We start from the raw sequence: 25,298 nt of genomic DNA on the forward strand, positions 1-25,298 counted from the left end.
GCACACGCGCACATGTGGCCATGTAAGGATGTGCACATGCCCACAATCGCGATTGTCAGCCAAAAAGGCGGCGCTGGGAAAACCACATTGGCTATCCATCTTGCCGCCGCCGCAGAGCTTGCGGGAGAGACAGCGCTCGTCATTGATGTCGATCCACAGGCCACGGCCAGCCAATGGGCCGCGTGGCGCAATGGCGCTGCCCCTGAAGTCATCGACAGCGCGCCGCCGCGCATTGCGGCCAAGGTTGAGGCGGCCAAAGCGCAAGGGGCCACATTCATCGTGGTCGACACGCCGCCCCATGCCGACACGGCGGCCACGCGCGCCGTTGAGGTGGCTGATCTGGTGCTGATCCCTTGTCGCCCCAGCGCCTTTGATCTGGCTGCGATCAGGACCACCATCCAGTTGGTGCGGCTCTTGGGCAAGCCAGCCTTTGTGGTGTTCACCGCCGGTCCGGCCCATGCGGCCAAAATGTATGCCGAGGCGGCCGAGTTGATCCTTGGCTTTGGGGTCGATGTCTGCCCCTACACCATCCCCGACCGCGCCATTTACCGCCATGCCAGTGCCGCTGGGCAAACCGTGATGGAGGCCGAGGCTGACAGTAAAGCCGCTGGCGAGATCGCACAGATCCATATGTGGGCCTGTGCGCAAGTGGACATGTGCACAGGTGCACATGTGGGGAGTGGCAAGGCATGAGCCGGTTTGGAAATCTCGCCGACAGACCGAGCAGTGGCATTGTGGAAACGACACCAATGAAGCCTGCTGTCGAGGTACCGGCAGCCGGACCTGCGCCGAGCCGTGCCGGGCGCAAGGTTATATCGGGCTACTTCAGTCCGGAAATGTCGCTAGCGCTGCACATGTGCGCCCGCCGCGCAGGGATCAGTTTACAGGCCTTAATGGCTGAGGCCTTCAACGATGTGCTGCGCAAGCATGGTGAAAGCCCGGTCGGGGAATGACTGGGGTTGGCGGCAAAGGCCTGTTGAAAGAAGCAGCCCAGGGCGTTCTATTGCACCCCGTGCGGCAAGCGGGCCCAACTGTTGCGGCCAAAAATTCTAACCCGATCAAGCAAACTAGCCCTCTGCCTCAAGGACAACAGGTATGAAGCGTACACCACCTAACTACCCTCGACGGACCGTGCGGATTGCTGTCGAGTATTTGCAGAGCCACCCCTTGGCGATAGCCAACCGCGCCGAGCACGACAAAATCATCATTCTGCGAGCCGGCAAACCGCATCGTGTCATCATGAAGCACGACTATTATATCCTGCTCCTCAAACGAGCCGGGCGGATAGGCGACGCACAATGCGCGCGCCGGCAGCCAAGTCGGTTGTTGATGGGTCGGTCTGGCAGTCGACGGCGGCTGATATCAAATTGATGGCGGCCGCCGCATCGCATATTCATGGGCACTGGCATGAACAAAGTGGCTTCCTGGTGCCCCAATGCGCCCTAATTACCGACGTTCACGGCTCGAAGTCGGCTTGTCAGAAACTGCATTTTGTTCATGCGGTTTTGAAGCTTCCAAACGGTTAACTCTGGCCGATTGCGGACTGATCGCGTTCGGCAATGGGGCATCTGAGTTCCGTACGATCGAAGAAGCAAATGACTTTGATCGAGTGGCTGACGGGACTGCAACAATGGTTCTTCTGGACTAATAGCGGTCCGTCGTGAAAGGTAAGCCGCTTAACCGGGGGTTGAATATGACCGACGATGGCGCGCGACCTGCGCGCGATATCCATCTGCTGACGACCGAGGGCGTGCTCGTCGATCTCATCAGCGGCCGCGAGATATTGGTCAGCGGTAAAGGCTCGTTCTCGCTCCCCACGGACGATAGCCGCGCAGTGCTGGGCTGGTACCGCGACAATGGGGGCAGATGGGCGGCAAATCAAAGGGCCGACGACATCGAGGCCATCATCGACGCGGTCGCGACGCCGCCGCCTGCTTTGGAGGAGGCGGCGAACGTCGGGACGGTCGCGACGAAGCGGTCGCTAAAGCTGGTCCGGATGGTCGCACATCGGTTCGCCGGGCTGCATGTGCATGGGTAACCTACTGATACCCCGGATCCCTTCGTGTTCAGACCCAGTTCGGACGTGACGTTGTTCGAGGGGGCGAACGGATCGGGGAAGACGTCGATCCTCAACGCCATCATCTGGTGCATCACTGGGCATCTGATCCGTTCCCAGCGCACACCCGAATCGGGGATGACCGAATTCCCGTGCGAGGTCACGCGAGCGGACGGGAACGTGACCGTACACCCGATGTCCTCCGTCACGCCGATGCCCAACGCCGGGAGCGAACTGCCCGAAGACGGGAAGCCGATTCCCGCCGATACTTGGGTAGAGCTGATCTTCGCCGATCGCGAAGGCACCGAACTGCCGCCGATCCGTCGCCATCAGACGCGCAACTCGCGTGGCAAGCTGCAGGAATCGGAACCGAACCTTGATGCGCTGGGCGTCGATCCGATTGCATGGCGCATCGCGACTACTATGCCCGCGATGCTACCGTTCCTGGCGGTTGGATCGACATCGCAGCTCGGCACCGCCGTCGCGCGACTGACCGGCCTTGCGGACCTGGTCGATCTTGCCAAGCACGCAGAGAAGGCAGCCGAACGGATAACCAAGCGGTCGACCAAGGAAATCGAGGCTGAGATCGACCAGATCGGCGATCGATATGCCCAGCATGTCGCCGACCTCGCGTCGGTGATCTCGGAGAATCCTGACATTGGGTTTGCCGGCGATGTGCCGGAGATCAATGCGGAGGATGCCGGCCAGCGCCTTGCGGACATCGCGATACACTTCGCCCAGGCCAAGGCGAACGGCTTGGCCACGGCACAGAGCGTCCTCGGTGCCGGGTTCGATCCGCAGCAAAAGGCGGCCCGGGACGATCTCGAACGCAGCATCCGACCGGCGATCGAGCAGTTAGCTCAGGTCGGGAATCTTCCGTCCATCGCCCGGCTGTCGCGTCTCTCGCTCGAGGCGGCGCAGGTGGCGGCCGTGGATGGCTGGTTCGAGCAGGTGCACGCCGAGGCGGCGAAATTGGCAGAACTGGCGGAGAGCCCCGACCGCGCGAAGCGGGCGCAGCTTTATGCGCTCGTATCGACCTGGATCCATCAGCACGATCACGCCGCCGACGGCCGTTGTCCCGTTTGCACCGCGGACCTGCGGGGTGCGTGCGATCCAGTAACCGGATTGGCTGTGGCCGACCATCTGGTCGAAGCGGAGACGAGCCGAGAACTGATCGCCCAAACCGTCGCGCAGTGGGCCTCACGGTGGCACGGTCAGTTGCTTCAGCAACTGCCAGAGGCGATCATCGGCGAGGCCCGTGCCGATCTTCCCTCCCTACCCGCCGAACTGCTGGTGACCGGCATGACCGCCGAACTGTATGCCACAGAGGGGTTCAGCGGTTCCCTTTCCGCTCTGGCGGAGGACAGCAACATGCTCGTCGCCGAGATGGCCGCCAACCTTCCGCCGTTCGAGGAGCCGTCAACCCGTTCGCTACCGGCAAGCGTAGCGGGCCACGCGGGCACGCTCCTAACCCTGATGAAACGGGTCGATAGGGCCATCGCGTTCGCGAAGTGGCGCACGGCCCATACCGCCGAACTGCTTGGGTTCATCCTAGCAATTCGGAAGGGCGATAGCTGCGGGCAGAATGCAGAGAGAGCGATCGGACGTCGCCTCAAGACCCTGCTGAAGATCGTGGAAAGCGTTGCGCCGCTGAACACGGCGGGCACTTGCATCGTTCGCATGGAGGCCGCTCGCTCCGAGCGGGCGAAGAAGTTCGATCGTTTGGTGCTGTGCGGCCGGGCAGCCGCAGGTCTGCAAGCACTGATGCCTCTCGGCACGCTCGCGCAAGCGCAGGTCGATAGCCTTCGCTCGATCCTGCAGACGCGATGCGACCACTGGCGCAACCATATGTACCAAAACGCGACCACCTACGCGCCCGATCTGACCGGCACGGTAATGGACGCCAAAGGAATTCTCGGATTGCAGGTCGGTCGCGACGGTGTGAACGCTCCGGCCCAGCACATTTCCAACGCGTCGGCACTTCGGGGCGCACTGCTGGGCTTCTTTCTAGCCTTCCGCGAGCATGTTCTCAAACAGCGCGGAGGCCTGCTCACGCTGGTGCTCGACGATCCGCAGGAACTGCTCGACAATGACAACCGCGAGCGGCTCGCGCGAGGGCTATCTGGGCTAGCCGCCAATGCGCAGTTACTCATCACTACACACGATCGCAAATTCGCGCGCTGCCTGGTTGCCGAAAGGCGCGACCGGGCGGAGCACCTTTCAGTGCATCCGGTAAACTCTGTACATCCCACAGTATTCGTCGCGCCTGCGCAGGAGGAAGTGGATCGCAAGCGGGTGATATTCCTCGAGTCCGACGACAACCACTGTGCCGCGCAAGATTATGCATCGGATTTGCGGGTATTTCTGGAGGCGCGCCTCGGCGACCTCTTCGACAGCATCGCGCATCCCGCCTACACCACTGCGACCAAGGCGCTCACACTCATCCCGCTGGTCGATCGGCTTCGCGGGTTGGTGACGGGCGGCTCCGGCGAACTCTTCAGACATCCGCTGGTAAAGCAGTTCGTGGACGATAGTGCCTTCGCAGAAGGTGCCGAAGCGCGACGGGTGCTGAACGAGTCGCATCACGATAAGGCGTCGATCACCTATATGGACGTCAAGCGACTCGACCCGATCTTTGCTCGTCTGAGGACAAACGTCGAAAAGGTGCACCAGCAGTTCCGTCTTCATCGCTGGCGCGAGCCGCTGGAGGAGACGAATATCGATACGACGAACGTAGTTGCGCTCCGGCCATTTATAGCGCCAACCATCAGTGTCCCCATCTGCCCGGACATCGCGGCTTTCATGGGATCGTCCCCATCGGGCGGCTCGCAGGACGTGTCGGAGGAGACGCTTGAAGGTGCCTGGTTCGAAGAGAAGTCGCTGTATTTCGTCCGCGGCGACAGCCTGGGCTTCGCGATCCCTTCTGGCTCGGTCGCCATCGTCGAGGCGGAGCCCTATCCGGGTCGCGACCACAATCTGGTGATCGCGCGGAACAAGGGAAAGACCTTTGCGCGGCGGCTCGCCAGGTCACCCGGATCGATCGGAATTTCGCTGTCAGCACAGATGCCCGACCCTCGCAACAGCCGACCTACGCTGACTTTCGACGAAAGCAAGATCCGCCTGTACCGCATCGTTGGCGCCGTCTTCACGAACATGGCACCGCCGGCTGGCGGTGGCGAGGCCACTCCCATCGACGACGTGGCGGAACTCCACACTGTGCAGGTCGCATATCGAGTGAAGGAGGACAGTGCGATCCCGCTGGCGCTGCCGGGACAGATCATCCTCGGCGGTGCTGAACTGACGCCTGGCGAGCTCGACGGTTGGGTCGGTAGGCTTGTGGCAGTGACGCTGGAGGACGGGGCTAGTATCTTCAAACGCGTCGGCAGTCGGCTGCCCGGCGGGCTCGGCCATCTACGGCAGTTCGAGACTATCGGTGGTCTTGGCGCCTCAATGGTCGTCGCGACGGAAGCGGTTGGCAGCGGTGACGACGTGCCGCTCATGATCTCGGCGCGTCGCGTGATCGGCGTCCTCTACGACTCAGGCTAGAAATAAGCGAGCGGCAACAGGAGGACGGAATGGCGTGGATGGCTTAAGACGCCCTAAAAGCCGCCGTTTGGCGGCTCCTTTAGGCTCGTCGAAACCGCCCCTTCATTCAGGTGAGTGTGCCAAAGTCCAGCGGCCCTTTCCAGACCGATCTCATGCGATCTCTGCCATCAATCGCGCCGCGCCACCTTCCGATAATGCTGGCAAAGCCAGGACGACGGAGGTGGCGATCTGTCGTTCCGGCACATGCCAATACGTCTTGAGCAGCGGGCCTGTTGCGGCTTCGGGCACCAATTCGAAGCCATGGCGCTGATAGAACCGGATCGCCCAGTTGGCTGCCGCCCAAGTGCCGATCAAAACCGGCGTCTCGTCTGCGCCGCGCAGATGGGCGATAAGCCGGGATCCGACCCCATGGCCTTGCCATTCGGGCAGGACATAGGCGTGACGGATCAGGCGGACATTCTTGACATGCTGGATGCCCATCACGCCGACCAGTTCATCTTGCACCGCAAAGCCAGAAAAGGCCACGCCCTCGGCCATTTCCGACTGGAGTTCGCCAAGCGGCATATAGGGTTCATGCCAGCGATCCGGGGGAATCACGCCTCGGTAGGCCTCAGCCGCGAGGTTAATGATCCGCAGGATCGTCGACACATCGTCTGCATCGCATAGCCGGATCGTATCTGTCGGAGCATTTTCGTTTGTCGGGTTCATAAGGCACCTTCCTGTGATCCGGCGATCATGCAGAAGGCGTCCGGGACCGTCTTGAACGATATTGCAATGGATCAGCGCATTGCGGCGGCATAGGCTCCTGGGGTCAGCCCATAGCGGCGGGTGAAGCTGCGGTGGAAATGGCTCTGATCGGCAAATCCGGTGTCGATGGCAGCGTCGGCAAGGTCGGCCCCATGACGGATCATTGACCGTGCGATGTCCAGCCGACGCTGCGTCACATAGCCATGCGGTGTCAAACCGGTATATTTGGCGAACCCACGCAAGAGTTGAAAACGACTCAGTCCAGCTTGGTTCGCCAAATCCTCTAGCGTGTGCCGCGCGGCCGGGGCATCATCGATCCACGCCCGAACTTGGCGTAAGCACGGCATTTCGCGCGATTTCTCGGGCGCATCCTGCAAAAGTCCGGCAATCATCAGGATGAACTGTTCGTTGGCGGTCTCTTCATCCCCACATCGAAACGCGGCATGCGCGGCGATAAAGCGGTCTATGGTAAGCGGATCGCGGATAACGGGGCTGGCAAACTCCATCTCCGCTGATTTTCCTTCACGGATGTCGCGCGTCACCTCACTCACCTTCTCTGGCGCGAGATAGAGCATCGCCCAGGTCCGGCTATCACCGATGGGTGCGCCATCGTGTACCTCGCCGGGGTTTACGGTGATAAGATCGCCGACACCGGCCTCGACCGTCCCGCGACCGCTCCATGAACGCTGGGCGCCAGCAAGAAGGATGCCGATGCCATATTCCTCGTGGGTGTGGCGAACAAAAGTCTTCCCAGACCTCGCCTTCACGGCCACCACGCCTCGACCGGCCATCGACTGAATGGAGAAAGCATTGCTAGGCATGGCTGTCATCATGGGCCACGGCTCCATGCGTCGCAAGGTTTAGAACAGTTCGGTAATCAACCAGAAGGTTGCTGGCTGGGCCGAGCTTTTGCCGAGAGTGGACACGTACGCCGCCAAAAACTGACGTTCGCCGCCCAGCACGTGTTCTCTCAAAGCTGTCTTTCGTTCACCGCCAGTTGGCCGTTGTTTGACCTGCACTTTACCTCGCGATTTCCAGCTATCCGATCCTGATGAAACACCATAAAACCGTCCTGAATGAGAGCATTGGAGAAATTGGCAATGATCAGGGCCTGTAATTGGCGATGGCTTACCGCGATGTTGGTCGTGCTCGGCGCCGTGACATCCGCCAAGGCTAATCCGCCCCCCAGTGCGCCCATCAAACCCAGCTTCTCCTGCTCGGCCACCAGCACAGACATCGAGCGAGTGATCTGCAACATCACCGACCTTGCCGACAGCGACAACACCATGGCATCGCTTTTCGCATTGAGCCGGGTGAGTGCTTTCGGATCCGGCCAGTCCAACGAATTGGCCGCCCAGCGTGAGGTGTTGAAGCAGATGCGTGACTGCGCGCGTCCCGCATCCAGCAGCGCCATCGCCGACTGCCTACGCGGGCGGTATGAGCAGCGCAACAATGATTTGGCGATTGCGGCCCTGATGCGCGCACCCGATGTGGCGCTGCCAGTGTTGCGCAGAACCGATCCGGCCTTTGCGCCGGTGTTCGAGGCTGTTTCGATCTGGGCGGCCGAGCCGGCGGGCGCCAATTGGGCGGATCCTGCCCTCAACGGTAAGCGCCAGCGTATCACCGCGCTTCTGACACCGTTGATGGCTAACCTTCTCTCCACGGACAGCGGCCGGACTATGCTCTCCGATCCGGAAACCGGGGCGCAGACGGTGAAGGGGGTCGACGACATATTTGTCTCCGAGAATCGTTTCGCCATGTTCCTCAATGTGCTGGGGCCGTTCATGCCCGAGGATGACGGGCCGGTAACTAGCGGCAAGTCGCGACGCAGCCTGTCGTGTGCGGCAATCATCCGCCATCCAGCCCTGCTCGCCGCGACGGCATCAGCCTTTGGCTCGACGCTAGACAATTTCGTCCTCGATACCGATTGCGCCCAAACGCTACCGCCCATGCCGCAGCTTGCCGCGCTTGATGCCAAACTCAACCACGCCTGGCCCCAGTGCGAGGGCACCATACGCTTTGCCGCCTATCGCATTTACGCAACCGCACTCGATGCGGCGCGGCTTGGCATGGCGCCGCGTGATGAAAATGCCCGCGCCCCTAGCCGCCGCGGGGTCACGCCCGCCGACATCGCCGCCGCCCGCCGCGAACTTGCCGCGTCATATCAGGCCAACCTCGGCAAGCCCCCGGCCACCGCCGCTGCCATGGCCGCCGATGCGATCAACGGTATATTAGCAAGCGCGCAGGAATGCGAATGAGGCCTACCGGTCACTGCAAAGGCCCGCGCGCCACGGAGGCCCGCAGGGTCGGTGTCTGGCGTGCCCGTGTGACGAAGTGAGATAAGATAAAGGCCGCCCCAAATGCGGCCATTCGCCAATCAAAACTAGCTCGTTAGAACCTGCCATTTGTTCAGTTGGCTGGCCACGTTCTCCGACTTCATACTTTCGCCTACGATCGCTATAGACGGCCCCGTAAGGTGGCCACGGCAGCATCCGGGGCAGAGCATGTGTGTGGATTGATTCTCGTGTCCGCCCCAGGGCGGCCGATCGGTGTCGTGCTCAAGGAACAGCTTCGGGCCAACCCTGCCAACGCCCCCCTTCTCGATGTCGCAAATCAGGCGATCGACACGCTATTGGCGGGGCGGCGGGTCGATACGGCGAGCCTTCCGCCGCCTCTGGTCCCCCTGTTCAGGCCGGAAATTCAAGGCTTCTTGATCAGTGAGATTGCAGTGGATCCAGCGGATCTCATCGCCAAGGCCGGAAAATCAGTGCTTGTGATCCAGGGAGAACGAGACCTTCAGGTCAGTGTGTCAGACGCGCGGCGTCTCGTGGCAGCGAATCCCTCAGCTATGATTAAGCAACTTCCTGATACCAATCATATCTTGAAGCAGGTCACATCGGATGATCGACGAGCCAATTATGCCACTTACGCGGATCCGAATCTGCCGCTTGCACCAGATGTGGTTGAAACCGTAGTGCGTTTCATCGAACAACATGGGCAGTGAACATGGTCAGACCCTAAGGCAATCGGCGCCCCAATATCTGGCCTTCAAGCCTCAGGAAAGTCATGTTGAAAGCGGGTCTTTGATCATCTCTTCAAGATTTTCTTCGGGCAAATTCTGTGCGTACCAGTCGATCGCGAAGGGAAACGATTTTGTGATCATGCCGATGGCGCGCTCGAAATAGTTCGCCTTTGCCTGGCATGAGTTTTCCATCGAGCCCCGGATGAGGATCTGATTGCGCGGCGCGAGGATGAGCATATCGCAGAGATAGTTTGCCAGAAACTCCAGATCGTCCTGCGCTAGGCTGGCATCCTTGTGCCCACGCAGAACTGAACGGAACATTTCAACCGCGCCGTCGGAGACGATCGGCAATTTCGTTTGCGGTGCGCGCAACCGCTGATCGGCGACCCATTGCATCAACCGTTCGAGGCGAATGACTTCTGGCTGGAGGGAGAGGTCGAGGGCTTTGCGGCCGATATGGAGCACGCGATCTTTCAGGCTTCCGCAAGGCACGGAAATCACGACCGATCGCGCGTGTCGTTCCACCCCATGCTCGATCGCCGCGAAGAAGAGTCCCTGTTTGGATTCGAACCGGGTATAAATCGTTCGCTTGGTGACCTGGGCCGCCGCGGCAATGCGATCCATGTTTGCGCTTTCAAATCCCCTTTCAAGAAACTCTTCCAGCGCCGCGGCAAGGATCTGCGGCCCCAGCAGGGCTGCGACCCCTTGTGGAGGGCGTCCGCCCTTTTGGGGGCGTGGCGAGAGGCTGCGGGCGGGGCTGGCTGGAATTGGCGTGGTCACAGCCGGTGGATCTAGCAGGCATTAGCGGACCTGCCCAGATTTGCCTTGATTGTTGTGAGCACCGCCGCAATAACGATACTTGTTAGTATATATAAGTCCGTGGTGGCGGATGCGGGGAATGTCGCAAGGGTTTTGGGAGTAGCTGTGTGTTTTCAGGGCAAGGCTCTACTCGATGGTGGACCCGGTGGGCTGCCCTGCCGCTGGCGCTGATGGCGAGCGCCTGTTCGTTCGCGCCGCCGCACGTGCGACCGGCGCAACCCGTGCCCGAAACCTATGCGCCGGGCGATACGGGCTCCGGATCCATCGCCCGTATCGGATGGCGGGATTTTTTCCAGGACGCTCAACTGCGGGCCCTCATCGCTACGGCCTTGGCAAACAACCGTGACATCCGCATCGCGGCTGCGCGGGTAGAAGAGGCGCGCGCGACGTGGCGGATCCAGGGGGCGGCGCTCTATCCTCAGGTGAATGCCGCCGGGACCGACGCGCTGGGCCGATCGATCATTAGCTTCCCCGGCTTTGGCAACGAGGCCTATGATATCAAGCTGTGGTCCGCCCAATTGAGCGCCAAATGGGAATTGGATTTCTGGGGGAGTTTGCGCAATGTCAGGGCCGCCGCGCGGGACCAATTTCTGGCCACGGAACAGGCGCAGCGGGCGGTAGCGATCGACCTGATCGCGCAAGTCGCCAACGGCTATCTCCTCGAACGCGCATATGAGGAGCGCGAGGCGCTCGCGCGGCAGACCATTGCCACGCGCGAGGAAGCGCTGCGCATCATGCGTCGCCGCTATGAGGTTGGCTCTGGCTCCAAGCTGGAGATGACCCAGGCGCAGATGTTGCTCGGCCAGGCGCAGGCTGCGCTTCAGGCGCTCGGCCAGGAGCAAGGCGTCAATCGCAACGCGCTGGATCTGCTGGTCGGGCGGCCGGTCGAGATCACGTCTGGCGCCCTCGGCCCGGTCGGCGGTGCGCAGGAGATTGCCTTGCCAGCAGGTCTGCCATCGGAACTGTTGATCAACCGGCCCGATATCATGGCCGCCGAATGGCAATTACGGGCGGCAGAGGCCAATATCGGCGCCGCGCGGGCGGCCTTTTTCCCCAACATCAGCCTGACTGGCGCCTATGGCACCGGCAGCGTGGATCTGAACGGTTTGTTCCAGTCGGGCAGCCAGGTCTGGGCTTTCAATCCGACCATTTCCGTTCCGCTCTTCAACGCGGGGGCGCTTGCCGCCAATCTCGACGTTGCCAAGGCGCGTCGGGTTGGCGTGGTGGCGCAATATGAAAAGACGGTGCAGTCGGCCTTCAGGGATGTGTCCGACGCGCTGATCAGGCGGCGGCAATTGGCGCTACAGATCGCTTCAACCCGCACCGTGCTCGACGCCCTGCGCGAGCGGACCCGCCTTGCCCAGCTGCGGTTCGATAATGGCCGGTCGGCCTATCTCGAGGTGCTCGACGCGCAGCGGGATCTGTTCGAGACCGAGCAGGCGCTTGTCGAACTGCGCCGCGCCTATCTGGCGAGCGGTATCGCGCTCTACGCCAGCCTCGGCGGCGGTTTTGCCGACGCGCCGACGTTCGACCCGCAGGCCCCCACCAGACAGAAGGCAGGAGTAGAGAAACGATGACCCCCTCCGGGAAAACCTGGCTCGTCAGGGGCGGCGTTACCCTCGCGGCGCTGGCTATCGCGCTCGCGCTGTGGTGGCTGTTGAAGCCTGCCGCGCTTTCCGCCGGGATTGTCAGCGGCAACGGTCGGATCGAGGCGGTTGAGGTCGATGTTTCGGCCAAGTCACCGGGCCGGATCAGCGCCATTCTGGTGGATGAAGGCGCGTTCGTCAAAGCGGGCCAGGTGGTCGCGCATATGGACACCGACGTGCTACTGGCCCAGCAGGCCGAGGCGGAGGCGAAACTGGCGCAGGCCATCAACGCGATCCAGATCACCGAAAGTCAGGTGGTGCAGCAGCAAGCCAACCGCGCCGCCGCGCAGGCCGCCACCCGCCAGCGCGAGGCCGAACTCGGCGCGGCGCGCAAGCGGCTCGCGCGTTCGGCGACGCTTGCGAAAGAGGGCGCCACCCCGGTCCAGGAACGCGATGACAACGAAGCGCAAGTCAAAGGCGCCGTGGCCGCGGTCGAAGCGGCGCGCGCGCAGGTTGCGGCGGCAGACGCTGCCATGACCACCGCGCGCAACCAAGTGATCGGCGCACACGCCAATGTTGATGCCGTGCGCGCCACGATTCAGCGAATCGAGGCCGACATTCGCGACAGCGAGCTGAAGGCGCCCATCGACGGGCGGGTTCAGTATCGCGTTGCCCAGCCCGGCGAAGTGGTTGCTGGCGGGGGCCGTGTGCTCAATCTCGTCAATCTGGGCGATGTCTACATGACCTTCTTCCTGCCCGAAACGGCGGTGGGCAAAGTGGCGATCGGCAGCGATGTGCGGATTGTGCTCGATGCGGCGCAGGACATGGTGATTCCGGCCAAAGTCAGCTTTGTCTCCGACGTGGCGCAGTTCACGCCCAAGACGGTCGAAACCGCCAGTGAGCGGCAGAAGCTGATGTTCCGGGTCAAGGCGCAGATCGACCGCCGGTTGCTGGAACGCTATATCACCCAGGTCAAGACCGGCCTGCCCGGTCTGGCCTATGTGCGGATCGACCCCAAGGTTGCATGGCCTGACAAGCTGGCCGTCAAAGTTCCGCAATGATGGCCGATACCCCCGCCGGATTGGCCGCGCGCGTGTCGGGCGTCAGCCTGCGCTATGGCAAAACCCTGGCGCTGGACCGGGTGGATCTGGCCATTCCCGCTGGCCGGGCCGTGGCGATGATCGGGCCGGACGGGGTGGGCAAATCCAGCCTGTTCTCCCTGATCGCGGGCGCGCGGGCCATTCATGAAGGGCGGGTTGACGTGCTGGGTGGCGACATGGCCGACCGACAGCACCGCGATACGGTTTGTCCGCGCATCGCCTATATGCCGCAGGGTCTTGGCAAAAATCTCTATCCGACGCTGTCGATTGACGAGAATCTGGAATTTTTCGGGCGACTGTTCGGGCAGGACAAGGCCGAGCGCGAGCGCCGCATTGCCGAACTGACCGAAAGCACCGGGCTCGCGCCATTCCGCAAGCGGGCGGTTGGCCAGTTGTCGGGTGGCATGAAGCAGAAGCTGGGCCTGTGCTGCGCGCTGATTCACGATCCCGATTTCCTGCTGCTTGATGAGCCGACGACCGGCGTCGATCCCCTGTCGCGTGCGCAGTTCTGGGACCTGATCGATCATATTCGTGCCGGGCGCTCCGGAATGAGCGTGCTGGTCGCCACCGCCTATATGGAGGAGGCCGAGCGCTTCGACTGGCTGGTGGCCATGAACGCGGGGCGAATTCTGGCCACCGGCACGCCGCAGGACTTCTTTGAGCGCACCGGCGAACGCAATCTCGAACGCGCCTTCATCGCGCTTTTGCCAGAGGCCATGCGGAACGCCTACCATCCGGTCGTCATTCCACCACGCGGCACGGACAGCGAAGTCGCCATCGAAGCGCGCGGTCTGACGATGCGCTTTGGCGATTTCACCGCCGTCGATCATGTCGATTTCCGGATCGAACGCGGCGAGATCTTCGGTTTTCTCGGCTCCAATGGCTGCGGCAAATCGACCACCATGAAAATGCTGACCGGGCTGCTCAAGGCGACCGAAGGGCAGGCGTGGCTGTTTGGCAAGGAAGTCGAGAATGATGACATGGCCACCCGTCGGCGCGTCGGGTACATGTCGCAGGCCTTCTCGCTCTATTCCGAACTGACGGTGAGCCAGAATCTGGAACTTCACGCCCAACTCTTTCACGTCCCGGCGGCTGAAATCGCGGGCCGCGTGGAGGAAATGGCGCTGCGCTTTGGCCTGACCGGCATCATGGGCGCGCTGCCTGACGCGCTGCCTCTTGGCCAGCGCCAGCGACTGAGCCTAGCCGTGGCGATGATCCACAAGCCTGAGATGCTAATCCTCGACGAGCCCACCTCTGGCGTGGACCCGATCGCGCGCGATCAATTCTGGCAGATGATGATCGACCTGTCGCGCAACGACAAGGTGACGATCTTCATCTCCACCCATTTCATGAACGAGGCGGAACGATGCGATCGCATCTCGTTGATGCATGCCGGAAAAGTGCTGATCAGCGATACGCCGCAGGCGATCATCCAAAAGCGCGGCAGCAGCGGACTGGAAGCCGCGTTCATCGCCTGCCTGAAGGATGCTACAGGCGAAATAGATAATGAGGCGCCCGCCGAAGCCAGCCCCCAATATCCAGCCTCCCCCTCCACCGCAGGCGCCTCATCATGGTTCAGTCCGCGGCGCATGATGAGCTATGCCCGGCGCGAGGGGTTGGAGTTGCAGCGCGATCCGATCCGGGCGACACTGGCCCTGCTGGGCAGTGTGATCCTGATGCTCATCATGGGCTATGGCATCAGCCTAGATGTTGAAAAGCTGCCTTTCGCCGTGCTCGATCATGACGGAACGACGACGAGCGAGAACTACACCCTCAATCTTGCCGGATCGCGCTATTTCGTCGAGCGACCACCGATTACCGATTATGCGCAGCTTGACCGCCGCATGAGGACGGGGGAGGTCGGCGTCGCGCTGGAAATTCCGCCCAATTTCGCGCGCGATTTGCGCCGGGGTGTTCCGGTTCAGATTGGCGTCTGGCTGGACGGCGCGATGCCGACACGGGCCGAAACCATCGAGGGCTATCTTGTGGCGATGCACGCCCAGTGGCTGAGCGACATGGCCGCGCAAAACTTTGGGTATCGCCCGGCGGCAGGGCTTGTGAACATCGATCTGCGCTATCGCTACAACCCCGATGTGAAAAGCCTGGTCGCCATCGCTCCGGCCGTTGTCCCGATCCTGCTGCTGCTGTTTCCCGCGATCCTGACCGCGCTCAGCGTGGTGCGCGAAAAGGAACTGGGGTCGATCATCAATTTCTATGTGACGCCGATCACCCGGCTGGAATTCCTGCTGGGCAAGCAGCTTCCCTATGTTCTGCTTGCCATGATCAACTATGTCATGCTGGTGATCGTGGCGATCGCGATCTTTCGCGTGCCGGTGACCGGCAACATTCTGGCCATGACACTGGGCGCCTTTCTTTACACCCTGTCCTCGACCGCGATCGGGTTGCTGTTCTCGATCTTCATGCGCAGCCAGATTGCGGCGATGTTTGCCACCGCGATCGGCACGATCCTGCCTGCGGTCCAGTTCTCAGGCCTTATCAACCCTGTTTCCTCGCTCGAAGGGCCGGGCAGGCTGATCGGCGCAATTTTCCCGGCGACCCATTTCGTCACGATCTGTCGCGGCGTCTTTTCCAAGGGGCTGGGTTTTGCCGATCTGGCCAGTCCGTTGCTGGCGCTGGCGATCACCTTTCCATTCCTGCTGGTGATCTGCGTGGCCCTGCTGCGCAAGCAGGAGAGCTGAGCGATGGAGCATGTCTTCAACATTTTCCGGCTCGGGATCAAGGAACTGCGCAGCCTTCTGCGCGACCCGATGATGCTGATGCTGATTGTCTATGCCTTTTCGCTCGACGTCTATGTGGCCGCGACCGGCATTCCCGAAACTTTGTACAAGGCCCCGATCGCAATCGTGGATGAAGACCAGTCCCCCTTGTCCAACCGGATCACCAGCGCGTTTTACCCGCCCCATTTCACCCGGCCCGCGATGGTCGGGCTGCATGAGGTTGACAAGGGCATGGACAGCGGCAGCTACACGTTTGCGCTCGACATCCCGCCCGATTTTCAACGCGACATGCTGGCCAACCGCCACCCGACGATTCAGCTCAATGTCGATGCGACCAGCATGACCCAGGCCTTTACCGGCGGCGGCTATATCCAGCAGATCGTCCAGGGTGAGGTCGCCGACTTTGCCGCGGGAACCCGGTCGGCTGCGCCATCCCCGGTCGATCTCGCGCTGCGCGCCCGGTTCAACCCCAATCTGACACAGAGCTGGTTTGCCTCGCTGATGGAAATCATCAACAATGTGACGATGCTGTCGATCGTGCTGACCGGGGCCGCCCTGATCCGCGAGCGCGAACATGGCACCATCGAACATCTGCTGGTGATGCCGATCACGCCGTTTGAAATCATGGCGAGCAAGGTGTGGGCGATGGGGCTGGTCGTCCTGTTGGCCTGCGCCTTCGCTCTGGTCATCGTCGTTCAGGGCACGCTTCAGGTTCCGATCGAGGGATCGATTGCGCTGTTCCTGGCGGGCGCGGGGCTCCATTTGTTTGCCACGACGTCGATGGGCATTTTCCTGGGGACGATTGCACGCTCTATGCCGCAATTTGGCCTGCTGATGATGCTGGTGCTGCTGCCGCTGCAACTGCTATCGGGCGGGATGACGCCTAGGGAAAGCATGCCCGGGTTTGTCCAGATCGCCATGCTCGCGGCGCCAACCACGCATTTCGTGAAAATGGCCCAGGCTATCCTATACCGAGGGGCCGGATTTGATGTCGTATGGCCCCAGTTTCTCGCGATCATCGTGATCGGCGGAATCTTCTTCACCGTGGCCCTGACCCGTTTTCGTCGGACCATCAGCACCATGGCGTGAAGGAAGGGCGGCTAAGCCTAATCGAGCATCCACAGCGGCCGTTCCGGAGTGTCCGCCAAGTTCGCCTTTCACCGTGTTAGCGTTATGATCGAGCCAATGACGAGCCTCAAAGCCAATAGTAAAGCTCCCGACATGACGCGCGGCAGCATTTCTATGGGGCATAAATGGCCTCCACATTCACCCTTCACCCTGCCCACTTTCCAATAAAATGCAAGATTGCTGGTTCACGCTCCGCTTACACCATCGCCTGCTCAAGCCTCTGTTTCCGCCGCTCCCAGTCGGGCAAAACCTTTGCAAGAAGGTCGTAGAATGCCTGCCCGTGGTGCGCTTCGGTCACATGGCAAAGCTCGTGCGTGATGACGTAATCGATCGCATCCAGCGGCGCCTCGATCAGGCGGCGGTTCAGCATCAGGCGTGATCCTGGCGACATCGAGCCCCACCGCTGCTTCAGTTGGCGGATGATCAGCCCTTTGGGGCGTCGTAGCTCTCCGTCAGGAAACCGCTGCAGATTCGCGTCGATGCGCTCGGCAAACTTGGCTTGGGCTTTGTCGCGATACCACGCCTCGACCAGTTCGCGGGTCGTATCCGGGCTTAGCGGCCGATGGGTTTGCACGACGATATATCCGCGCGTCATTTTTACGGCCTGTTGCACATGAGGTACGACTTTAAGCCGGTATTGGCGGCCGAGGTAACGATGGGTTTCGCCCGCGATGAACTGGCGTTCGGGCATACGAGGCATGAATTGAGCAAAAAAGCGTTGCTGGCGGATGATCCACGCCGCCCGTTTGCGGATCTTGGCCTCTATGGCCTCGCATGTCGCGTCCAGTGGGGCGGCAACGACCACCGACATGTCGGGTTCGACGGCGATCTCGAGCGTTTTGCGCGCTCGGTGGACGACACGACAGTCTATGCGGGTGGCGCCGTATTCAACACTGAGCAGGGCATCTTCGGTCATGGAAAGCGCGCCCGAGCTAGATCGAGGACCTTCTGCTCCAGATCGTCAAGCTTTTCGACCGGAACGCCGATGCCCTTTTCGTCGCGCAGCACGTCGAAGAAATAGTCGTCGATCGCGTTGCGCATATTGTTCTGGGCCACATCGTTGGTCCAAACGCCAACGATGTGATGGGCTTTGACGATCGCGATGATGTCGAGCGCCACTTGCGCCGCGGCGTCCTGATCGATCGCCTCGCCATCCTCGCTGGACAATTGGCCATCGAGCAAGCCGAAAAAGGCCTGCCCGTCGTCATCACCCTTAACCGCGTTGGGCACCAGCCGACCACGATCCTTGCGCGCCACCTTGCTGGCCAGATCGACGACACTGCCCAGGTATTCGCGCTCCGACAACCGCCGTTCGCGATAGGCGCGGATCGTCTCTTCCAGCAAATCGGAGAACTGGCGGTAAAATGCCGGATCTTCGTCCATTTTCTCGGTGATGGTGCGCCGGGTTGCGCTGGCGATCCGGTCCGCCTTCGATCCTTCCGACACTCCGTTTTCCTCAACCACCGCCTTCAGCGCCTCGGGATCGTTGATGTTCACCACCTCGATGATAGTTTCGGCGGGCAGGGCCACCACATGATCATCGAGCAGCTTCTGGATCTTCGGCTCGAATTCCTTGATGTCGACGATTTCCTGGTACCGCAGCTGGACCGAGCGCCGCAGTTCCGAAAACTGCTTCCAGTCGCGCTTCATCGTGTCGATCTTGGCGTCATCAAACACATCGAGGAACTTGTCCGACGACATGGCGATGTGCAGGCACCGGCCATAGGCCTTGAGCCGCTCATAGAAATCATGCCGGATCGCCTCATCGGCCAGGAAGCGTTCGAATTCCTCCATGTCCTTCTTGTTGCGGACGGATTTGAACAGATCCCAAAGCTGATCATGCAATTGCGGTAGCCGGCGGATCTCCTCACGCACATCGTGCACGGTGCCCGCCAGATCGCCGTCCTCGTAGCCATCAAACGCGCTATAGGTGGTCAGCGCGCTGTCCAACTCGCCCAGCAGGCCTTCATAATCGATGATGAAGCCGAACTGCTTTTCAACGCCATCTTCTTCAAACAGGCGGTTCACGCGCGCGATCGCCTGAAGCAGATTGTGCTCTTTCAGCGGCTTGCAGACATAGAGCACCGTGTTGCGCGGGGCATCAAAGCCGGTCAGCAGCTTTGACACGACAATCAGGACTTCCGGATCGCCCGAGCCCTTGAAGGCATCGATGATCTGCCGGTTATATTCCTCTTCGGTCTTGTGCTGGGCCATCTGCTGGTCCCAGAATTTGCGGACCAGATCCTTCGATTCCTTGTCGACCTCCTCGTTGCCCTCGTTGTCGTTGGGGGGCGACATGATGATCTCGCTGGTGACATGGCCGATATCGTCCAGCATCTCCTTGAACCGGATAGCCGCAGCCTTTGACGGCGCGACCAACTGGGCCTTGAAGCCGGTTCCTTGCCAGTGCTGGCGATAGTGTTCCGAAATGTCATAGGCCTTCGCCCGGATCGCCTGGCCCGTCTTGGCCAGCGCGTCCATGCGCGAGAATTTCCGCTTCAGGTCGGCCTTTTGCTGATCGGTCAGCCCCTCGCTGATCTTTTCGAACCACTTGTCGATCACGGTGCCGGAAATCTGCTGCTCGACCATGCGGCCTTCATAGAGCAGCGGCACAACCGCCTCGTCGGCCACGGCCTCGTTGATGGCATATTTGTGGATCAAGCCGCCAAAGGTCGAAAGGGTGTTCTTGTCCTTCTTCAGCAGCGGCGTGCCGGTAAAGCCCAGATAACAGGCATTGGGGATCAGACGCCGCATCTTTGTGGCAAACTGGCTGTGCCCGCCCAGTTTGCCGGTCTGGGTGCGGTGGCTTTCATCCACCAGCACAAAGATATTCGCATCCTCGTCCGGCTGTGTGCTGCCGCGCAATGCGGTGTCAAACTTGTTGATGATGGTGGTGATCAGCGGTGTCTTGTGCTCGATCAGTTCCAGCAGGTTGGCGCCGGTCGTAGCCCGCACCGGTTCCATGTCGCAAGATTTGAACGTGCCCTTGATCTGCTTGTCGAGGTCATCCCGGTCGGTCACTATGATGATGCGCGGATTTACGATCGCCTTGTCCAGCGCCAGCGCGCGGCCCAGCATCACCATGGTCAGCGATTTGCCCGAACCCTGCGTGTGCCAGATCACCCCGCCCTTGCGCCGCACATCATCAATTTCGCGCTGCTTGACCCGCTCGACCGCCTTGCGAATGCCGAAAAACTGCTGGTGCCGGGCCACTTTGCGCACCCCGCCATCAAACACGGTAAAACGGCGGATCAGGTCCAACATCCGCTCCGGCCGACACAAGGCAAACAGCGCCCGGTCTTGCGCCGATACCGCGCGCGGCCCTTCGGCGGCCATGGCATCGAAATAGCGCCGCGCCCCGGCAAAATCGCCCGAGAACACCGCAGCCTTTTCCACATCGGTCAGCGGCCGGTTGGCATAGGCAGCTACGGCTTCGTCGCTGTCCTCCTCATCGCGCCAGGTGCCCCAAAACTTCTGCGGCGTCCCCACGGTGGCATAGCGCGCATCGACCCGGTTCATCGTCAGCAGCAATTGCGCGAAGTGGAAAAGCTGCGGGATATTGTCTTCGCTCTGATAGCCGATCAGCTGACTGCCGGCCTTTTTCAGGCTCTCGGTCGGGCGCTTGTTCTCAATTACCAGCAGCGGGATGCCGTTGACGAAGGCCACGATGTCGCATCGCTTGGTCTGGGTGCTGCCGCTGCGTTCCACGGAAAATTCGGCGGTGACGTGCAGCGCGTTGTTAGCCGGATTGTCCCAGTCGATGAAGCGGAACGAATAGCTTTTGGAATCGCCATCGATCGCCTTGGTGATCGTGGTGCCCAGCACCAGCGTGTCATAAATGTCCTGGTTGGTCGCTTTCAGACCCCGGATACGGTCGGGTGTGGGCTTCAACCGGCGCAAAGCTTCATGCGCATCTTCCAGGTCAAACGGATATTCCCGCCCCCGATGGCTAAACCGGTTGATCCGCATCAGGCTTTCCACCGCGATGTCATCCAGCACGACATTGCGCAGCCGATCCCCGCGCAATTCCAGCGCGCGAGCCTGCGACAGCGGAGCAAAGCCCAGCGCCACCAGCATTTGCAGGGCGGGGATCTGCGATTGATGCTTTTCGGCGGCCTCAAAACTCACGGCAAAAACTCCGAAGCGGGAAAGTGATTGAAATTTTCATGAGTCTGGGCCATATGCTCACCCAAGGATTGGGCTTTTCCCGGTCGACGAAAGGGTTCTGGAGCTTCCGGAGCCCTTTTGTTTTGCCTGCAGGACAAAGCGTTACGGGAAGCATTTCAACCCTCCCAGCTTCGGTTTGATGATGTCGAACGCGCGGTTGGCCTGGTCCGGGCGGAGCACCGACAGGCCGATGGGCCGCGCCGTCAACTCGGCCAGTTGCAACCCGGTCGAATTGGCTGCCTTGGACATAAACACAGGCTGGAAGTCGAAGCGGCTGAAATCGCAGCGCTGATGCCCCCATTGCTTGCCGTTGGTTGCGATCCGGCGGAACTCCAACTCCAGTTCGCCGTCTTCTTTCGGCCCCCGGCTTTCAAACACCACATGGATGGTCTTGCCGTGCTCGCCATAACGGGTGAGCATCCGGTGCAGCCGCTCCATGCAAAAATGCATCGCGATTTCATACGGGTTCCACGGATCGGCATAGCGCTCGCGGTGGCGCTGTTTGTCGATCACGGCGGCGAAAATGCCGATCGGGGCGGTCTCGATCAGGGTATTGAGCCCATCCATAAACCTTTGGCGCAAATCGCGATCCGTGCGCAAAAGGCCGAAAGGCCCGGTGGTCTTGCGGATCTCGTGCTCGTGCAACACGACCGCATCATGCCCCCAGATATCGAACTTGAAGGCCTGCATCGCCGGCACGACTTGCGCCATGTAATCCGCCTTGCGGACAACACAGAACGACAGCGCAAACACGGGATATTGCGCGTCGATATTGACCATCCCGTGGTCGCCGCTTTCGTCGGCATAGACGATGAAGTCCGAAAAATCAGGCATTCGGACGATACCCGTATTTCCGGGCGATCCGGCCGATGATGCCCTTGACGATGATGTCGAGCTGCGACTTTTCCTGATAATCCGCAGGTGCCACAAACTCGACCCGGCTATCGGAAATCAGCGAGTGGATCTTGTTCAGGTCACGGTCGGTACGGTTCGGATCATAGACCGCGACAGGATGCCCACCCTGATAGCTCAGCATTTTCATCGTCGGGATATCGGTGTCGCCATCGCCCAGAAAGATCATGCGGTCGAACGGCACAGGGCGCTCATTCAGCGGCATGAACTTGTTGATCGAAGCGTTGTCCCAGTGGTTGTCGATCCCCTTGTTGATGCGAAACAGGTACTGGGTTTTGGTGGTGTAGTTGATGCCCACACCGGGCCACTTCGCCACCCCATCGATATAGATGAACTTGGAGGCGAAAACCTGCCGGAAGGCATCTCGGATCTGGCAGCCGTCAATCATCTCCTGAATGCCGGACGAAATGATGTAGTGCTCCAGAGCGAGACCTCGATCGGCGGCATGGGCATTGATGCGGCTGAACCATTCGCCATTGGCCAGGCCCGGAAACAGCGGGGCCTCTTTTCCATGGGCCTTCAGGTCATTGCCCTTGATCTCGACGCCACATTCCCGCGCCTTTTCGAGCATCAGGTGCATGTAAACGAGGATTTCATCAGCATCGTGGGCCTTGGTCCGCGCCTTCACCTCGTCCCAAAACTCGGAAGTCGACATACCGATATTGGGGATGAAGGTGGTTTCCTGCAGGTTGCCCCGCGCCAGCGTGCCATCGAAATCATAGATGATCGCAGTGCGTTTCAGCTCAGACATTGGCAGTCTCCAGATCAGGTTGCACGGCCCACTCGCCCGTCAGCAGCTTCTGCATCAGGCCGCGCTTTTGGCGCGTGAGGGCGGCGATTTCGCGGTCGATGGCGTCGAGTTCCCGGCGCGAGGTTTCGATGATGGCTGCGATCGCCTTCTGCTCTTTCGGGTCGAGTGGCAGATGCAACTTGCCTTCCAGAAAGCGCTTGTTGGTGATGGCGATTGTGTTTTTCGCGCCTTTTTGTACCAGCGGGTTGAGGTAGTTTTTCACCGCCAGTGGTGCTTCGAAATGCGCTTCCAGCAGCACACCGAGTTCGCGCCTGATCGGGGTGAACACGCCATAGAGCGGTGACACGATCACGGGATGCTTGACCTGGCTCTGTTTGATGATGCCCAGAGGGAAATCGCCTGTCGGACTCTTGGTATAGACGATGTCCCCTGGTAGCACCCGATTGTAGTGGTCAGTGCTGGCCGCCGCGAAAGAGCGGCCCAAATGTTCAATCTGGTTGATCAACCCCTTGTGGACCGAGACGGAATAAACCTCTTCGGTGCCGGTGCTGGCCTCACCATGCTCGGTCAGAACATCGGACAGCTGAACTTCGCGCCAATGTCCGGCAAAGCCGGGTAGACGCCGCTTGCCGGTCACAACCTGTGTTCGCAGCCAGTTGCGCAGCCTTTCCTTGGCCTTGCGCAGGGCGGAGAGCTTTTCTAGGCCCAAGTCCCAAGTCCGCAGGATCGCCGCGATCTTGCGCTGCTCGGGGAGCGGCATTCGGGGAATGCGGATTTCACGAACAAGCTCAGCGCTAAGGTTGTCTTGTCCTCCGGAGTTAGAAAGCGCTCGAATTTTTTCGTAATCGTATTGCAGCGAATAGAACAAAAAATCAACCGAATAGCTCGGGTCCGGCAGAATTGCAGCGCATGCTTGATTCGTTGCAGCATCCATTTGAAGGATGCCCACCTGCCCCCTTGTCTTACCTTGGCCGTATAGGGCCATCAGCAGCGTCCCCGCCGGGAAAATTTTCGCTGCGGAGTTTTCCAAGCCAATATGTGTAATGCGCTCTTTAGAGCCAGTGATTCTTGAATAATTGACCTCTGAAGTTGTCACCCACGGGATCGTACCATCAACCCAATATGCAGGAGTTTTTCGGTCCGGCGTCCCACCAGACTTGATAGTCGCGATCTTACCAAGCGCGATTTGCGGCCATCTCCGATCCGCATCACGCATTGACGCCCAGCTCCTTCAGATAAGCCTGCATCTGCGCGCGCACCGTGGCCAGTTCGCCCTCGATCCGGTCAATGTCCGCCTGCACCGCCGCGACATCAATCTCCTCCTCGGCCTCGAACGTATCGACATAGCGAGGGATGTTCAGATTGAAGTCGTTCTCGGCAATCTCCTGCAGGCTTGCGCGGTGGGAATATTTCGGCTCCTCGGCGCGGGCGCGATAGGTCTCGACGATATGATCGATGTGCCCCTCGTCCAGCAGGTTCTGGGTCTTGCCGGGGGTGCAATCGCGGCTTGCATCGATGAACAGCACATCGCGCCGATCCGCGTTCGCGCCGCCTTCCTCGCGGCTGCGGTCAAACACCAGAATGGCCACAGGAATGCCGGTGGTAGTGAACAGATTGGCGGGCAGGCCGATCACCGCGTCGAGCAGGTTTTCCTCGATCAGTGCCTTGCGGATCGTCCCTTCGCCGCCGCCACGGAACAGCACGCCATGCGGCACGATCACGGCCACGCGCCCGGTCTGGCGCTTGGCGATCTCGATCATGTGGCTGATAAAGCCATAGTCGCCCTTGGACTTGGGCGGAATGCCGCGCCAGAACCGCTTGAACGGATCGTCGCCCGCATGTTCCGCGCCCCACTTGTCGAGGCTGAACGGCGGGTTGGCCAGCACCACGTCAAACTTCATCAGGTGGTCGCCCTCGACCAGCGCCGGGCTGTTGAGCGTGTCGCACCATTCGATGCGCGCGGCATCCTTGGCGTGCAAGAACATGTTCATCCGCGCCAGCGCCCAGGTCGCCCCGTTCACTTCCTGCCCATAGAGCGCGAAATTGTCAGACCCCACCTGCTGCGACGCCTGAATGAGCAGCGAGCCGGAACCACAGGCCGGATCGCAGATCGTGTTGCCAGGCTGCGGATTGGCGAGCCGCGCCAACAGGCCCGACACGGCGGACGGGGTGTAGAACTCTCCCGCCTTCTTGCCCGCGTCCGACGCAAAGCGCGAAATCAGGTAGATGTAGCATTCGCCAATGATGTCTTCCGACACGCGCGAGGGGCGCAGGTCGAGCGCGGGCTTGGCGAAATCTTCCAGCAGGTTTTTCAGGCGGCGGTTGCGATCTTTCACCCGGCCCAGATTGGATTCCGAGTTGAAGTCGATGTTACGGAACACGCCTTCCAGCTTTGCGATATTGGTGCTTTCGATGGCTTCGAGCGCCTCGTTGATCAGCTCCCCGATGTTCGCCTCGTTGCGGCGCTCGTGCAGGTCATAGAAGCTGGCGCCTTCGGGCAGGACGAAGCGTTCGCGCTCAAGCCGGCGGCGAATGCGGGCTTCATCGCCGCCAAACTGCTGGCGATAGCTTTCCACATGCTCGTTCCATTGGTCCGAGATGTATTTCAGGAACAGCATCACAAGGATGTAATCCTTGTACTGCCCGGCATCGACCGCGCCACGAAACGTGTCGCACGCCGCCCAGGCCGTCTGGTTGACCTGCTGTTGAATCTGTTGGTCGGTCAT

Annotated in this window: 21 protein-coding genes; 11 read left to right on the plus strand and 10 right to left on the minus strand. The window is 60.8% G+C overall.

What is annotated here, in order from left to right; translation table 11 throughout:
- The first annotated feature begins 36 nt into the window (after nt 1-36).
- The 5 genes from parA (at nt 37) to Y88_RS12110 (ending at nt 5,602) form a co-directional block, all read left to right on the plus strand.
- A complete protein-coding gene (gene parA / locus Y88_RS12105) occupies nt 37-693 on the plus strand; it encodes a ParA family partition ATPase (RefSeq protein ID WP_040702568.1) in 657 nt (218 codons plus the stop codon).
- A gap of 56 nt (nt 694-749) precedes the next feature.
- The gene (locus Y88_RS18975) at nt 750-953 is read left to right on the plus strand and encodes a ribbon-helix-helix domain-containing protein (protein ID WP_008069650.1); all 204 of its coding nucleotides are present in this window, start codon (nt 750-752) and stop codon (nt 951-953) included.
- A gap of 345 nt (nt 954-1,298) precedes the next feature.
- Nucleotides 1,299-1,526, plus strand: a complete 228-nt coding sequence (locus tag Y88_RS19205) for a hypothetical protein (protein WP_157132642.1) — start codon at nt 1,299-1,301, stop codon at nt 1,524-1,526.
- Nucleotides 1,527-1,693: 167 nt separating this feature from the next.
- A complete protein-coding gene (locus Y88_RS19405) occupies nt 1,694-2,038 on the plus strand; it encodes a hypothetical protein (RefSeq protein WP_008069657.1) in 345 nt (114 codons plus the stop codon).
- A 24-nt stretch (nt 2,039-2,062) separates the two neighbouring features.
- Nucleotides 2,063-5,602: an AAA family ATPase gene (locus tag Y88_RS12110; RefSeq protein ID WP_081458663.1), complete on the plus strand. Its 3,540-nt coding sequence runs from the start codon at nt 2,063-2,065 to the stop codon at nt 5,600-5,602.
- Nucleotides 5,603-5,752: 150 nt separating this feature from the next.
- Here the strand turns inward: Y88_RS12110 and Y88_RS12115 are convergent, their stop codons facing one another.
- From Y88_RS12115 to Y88_RS19210, 3 genes are all read right to left on the minus strand, one after another.
- Nucleotides 5,753-6,310, minus strand: a complete 558-nt coding sequence (locus Y88_RS12115; RefSeq protein WP_050805629.1) for a GNAT family N-acetyltransferase — start codon at nt 6,308-6,310, stop codon at nt 5,753-5,755.
- Between the two features lie 71 nt (nt 6,311-6,381).
- Nucleotides 6,382-7,182 (minus strand): AraC family transcriptional regulator, encoded by an 801-nt coding sequence (locus Y88_RS12120; RefSeq protein ID WP_008069663.1) that lies wholly within the window; start codon nt 7,180-7,182, stop codon nt 6,382-6,384.
- A gap of 137 nt (nt 7,183-7,319) precedes the next feature.
- Nucleotides 7,320-7,637, minus strand: a complete 318-nt coding sequence (locus Y88_RS19210; protein ID WP_232281052.1) for a hypothetical protein — start codon at nt 7,635-7,637, stop codon at nt 7,320-7,322.
- On the opposite strand from Y88_RS19210, the gene Y88_RS12130 reads away from it, so the two are divergent.
- A complete protein-coding gene (locus Y88_RS12130; RefSeq protein ID WP_232281053.1) occupies nt 7,636-8,607 on the plus strand; it encodes a hypothetical protein in 972 nt (323 codons plus the stop codon). The genes Y88_RS19210 and Y88_RS12130 overlap by 2 nt on opposite strands.
- A gap of 296 nt (nt 8,608-8,903) precedes the next feature.
- On the plus strand, nt 8,904-9,353 hold the full coding sequence (locus Y88_RS12135) for an alpha/beta hydrolase family protein (RefSeq protein ID WP_050805630.1): 450 nt from the start codon (nt 8,904-8,906) through the stop codon (nt 9,351-9,353).
- Nucleotides 9,354-9,413: 60 nt separating this feature from the next.
- On the opposite strand, the gene Y88_RS18795 is transcribed toward Y88_RS12135, so the two are convergent.
- Nucleotides 9,414-10,151, minus strand: a complete 738-nt coding sequence (locus Y88_RS18795; RefSeq protein WP_008069674.1) for a TetR/AcrR family transcriptional regulator — start codon at nt 10,149-10,151, stop codon at nt 9,414-9,416.
- Nucleotides 10,152-10,360: 209 nt separating this feature from the next.
- On the opposite strand from Y88_RS18795, the gene Y88_RS12145 reads away from it, so the two are divergent.
- From Y88_RS12145 to Y88_RS12160, 4 genes are read left to right on the plus strand one after another with little or no spacing between them, the layout of a single operon-like run.
- On the plus strand, nt 10,361-11,767 hold the full coding sequence (locus Y88_RS12145; protein ID WP_008069676.1) for an efflux transporter outer membrane subunit: 1,407 nt from the start codon (nt 10,361-10,363) through the stop codon (nt 11,765-11,767).
- Nucleotides 11,764-12,837 carry an HlyD family secretion protein gene (locus Y88_RS12150; protein WP_008069677.1) on the plus strand — a complete coding sequence of 358 codons (1,074 nt, stop codon included), beginning with the start codon at nt 11,764-11,766 and terminating at the stop codon, nt 12,835-12,837. Before Y88_RS12145 ends, Y88_RS12150 begins: the two co-directional genes overlap by 4 nt.
- Nucleotides 12,834-15,575 (plus strand): ribosome-associated ATPase/putative transporter RbbA, encoded by a 2,742-nt coding sequence (rbbA, locus tag Y88_RS12155; RefSeq protein ID WP_008069679.1) that lies wholly within the window; start codon nt 12,834-12,836, stop codon nt 15,573-15,575. The genes Y88_RS12150 and rbbA overlap by 4 nt, the downstream gene beginning before the upstream one ends.
- Before the next feature lie 3 nt (nt 15,576-15,578).
- The gene (locus Y88_RS12160; RefSeq protein ID WP_008069681.1) at nt 15,579-16,703 is read left to right on the plus strand and encodes an ABC transporter permease; all 1,125 of its coding nucleotides are present in this window, start codon (nt 15,579-15,581) and stop codon (nt 16,701-16,703) included.
- A 235-nt stretch (nt 16,704-16,938) separates the two neighbouring features.
- Here Y88_RS12160 and Y88_RS12165 read toward each other — a convergent pair whose 3' ends face one another.
- From Y88_RS12165 to Y88_RS12190, 6 genes are all read right to left on the minus strand, one after another.
- Nucleotides 16,939-17,658 (minus strand): M48 family metallopeptidase, encoded by a 720-nt coding sequence (locus tag Y88_RS12165; protein ID WP_008069682.1) that lies wholly within the window; start codon nt 17,656-17,658, stop codon nt 16,939-16,941.
- Nucleotides 17,655-20,870: a type I restriction endonuclease subunit R gene (locus Y88_RS12170; protein WP_008069683.1), complete on the minus strand. Its 3,216-nt coding sequence runs from the start codon at nt 20,868-20,870 to the stop codon at nt 17,655-17,657. The genes Y88_RS12165 and Y88_RS12170 overlap by 4 nt, the downstream gene beginning before the upstream one ends.
- Nucleotides 20,871-21,011: 141 nt before the next feature.
- On the minus strand, nt 21,012-21,743 hold the full coding sequence (locus Y88_RS12175) for a DUF3800 domain-containing protein (protein ID WP_008069685.1): 732 nt from the start codon (nt 21,741-21,743) through the stop codon (nt 21,012-21,014).
- A complete protein-coding gene (locus Y88_RS12180) occupies nt 21,736-22,572 on the minus strand; it encodes an HAD family hydrolase (RefSeq protein WP_008069691.1) in 837 nt (278 codons plus the stop codon). The genes Y88_RS12175 and Y88_RS12180 overlap by 8 nt, the downstream gene beginning before the upstream one ends.
- Complete coding sequence (locus tag Y88_RS12185) at nt 22,565-23,788, minus strand: restriction endonuclease subunit S (protein ID WP_081458665.1); 1,224 nt, start codon at nt 23,786-23,788, stop codon at nt 22,565-22,567. Before Y88_RS12185 ends, Y88_RS12180 begins: the two co-directional genes overlap by 8 nt.
- Nucleotides 23,781-25,298, minus strand: a complete 1,518-nt coding sequence (locus tag Y88_RS12190) for a type I restriction-modification system subunit M (RefSeq protein WP_008069699.1) — start codon at nt 25,296-25,298, stop codon at nt 23,781-23,783. The genes Y88_RS12185 and Y88_RS12190 overlap by 8 nt, the downstream gene beginning before the upstream one ends.

This window comes from Novosphingobium nitrogenifigens DSM 19370 (assembly GCF_000192575.1).
GTDB classification, from domain to species: domain Bacteria; phylum Pseudomonadota; class Alphaproteobacteria; order Sphingomonadales; family Sphingomonadaceae; genus Novosphingobium; species Novosphingobium nitrogenifigens.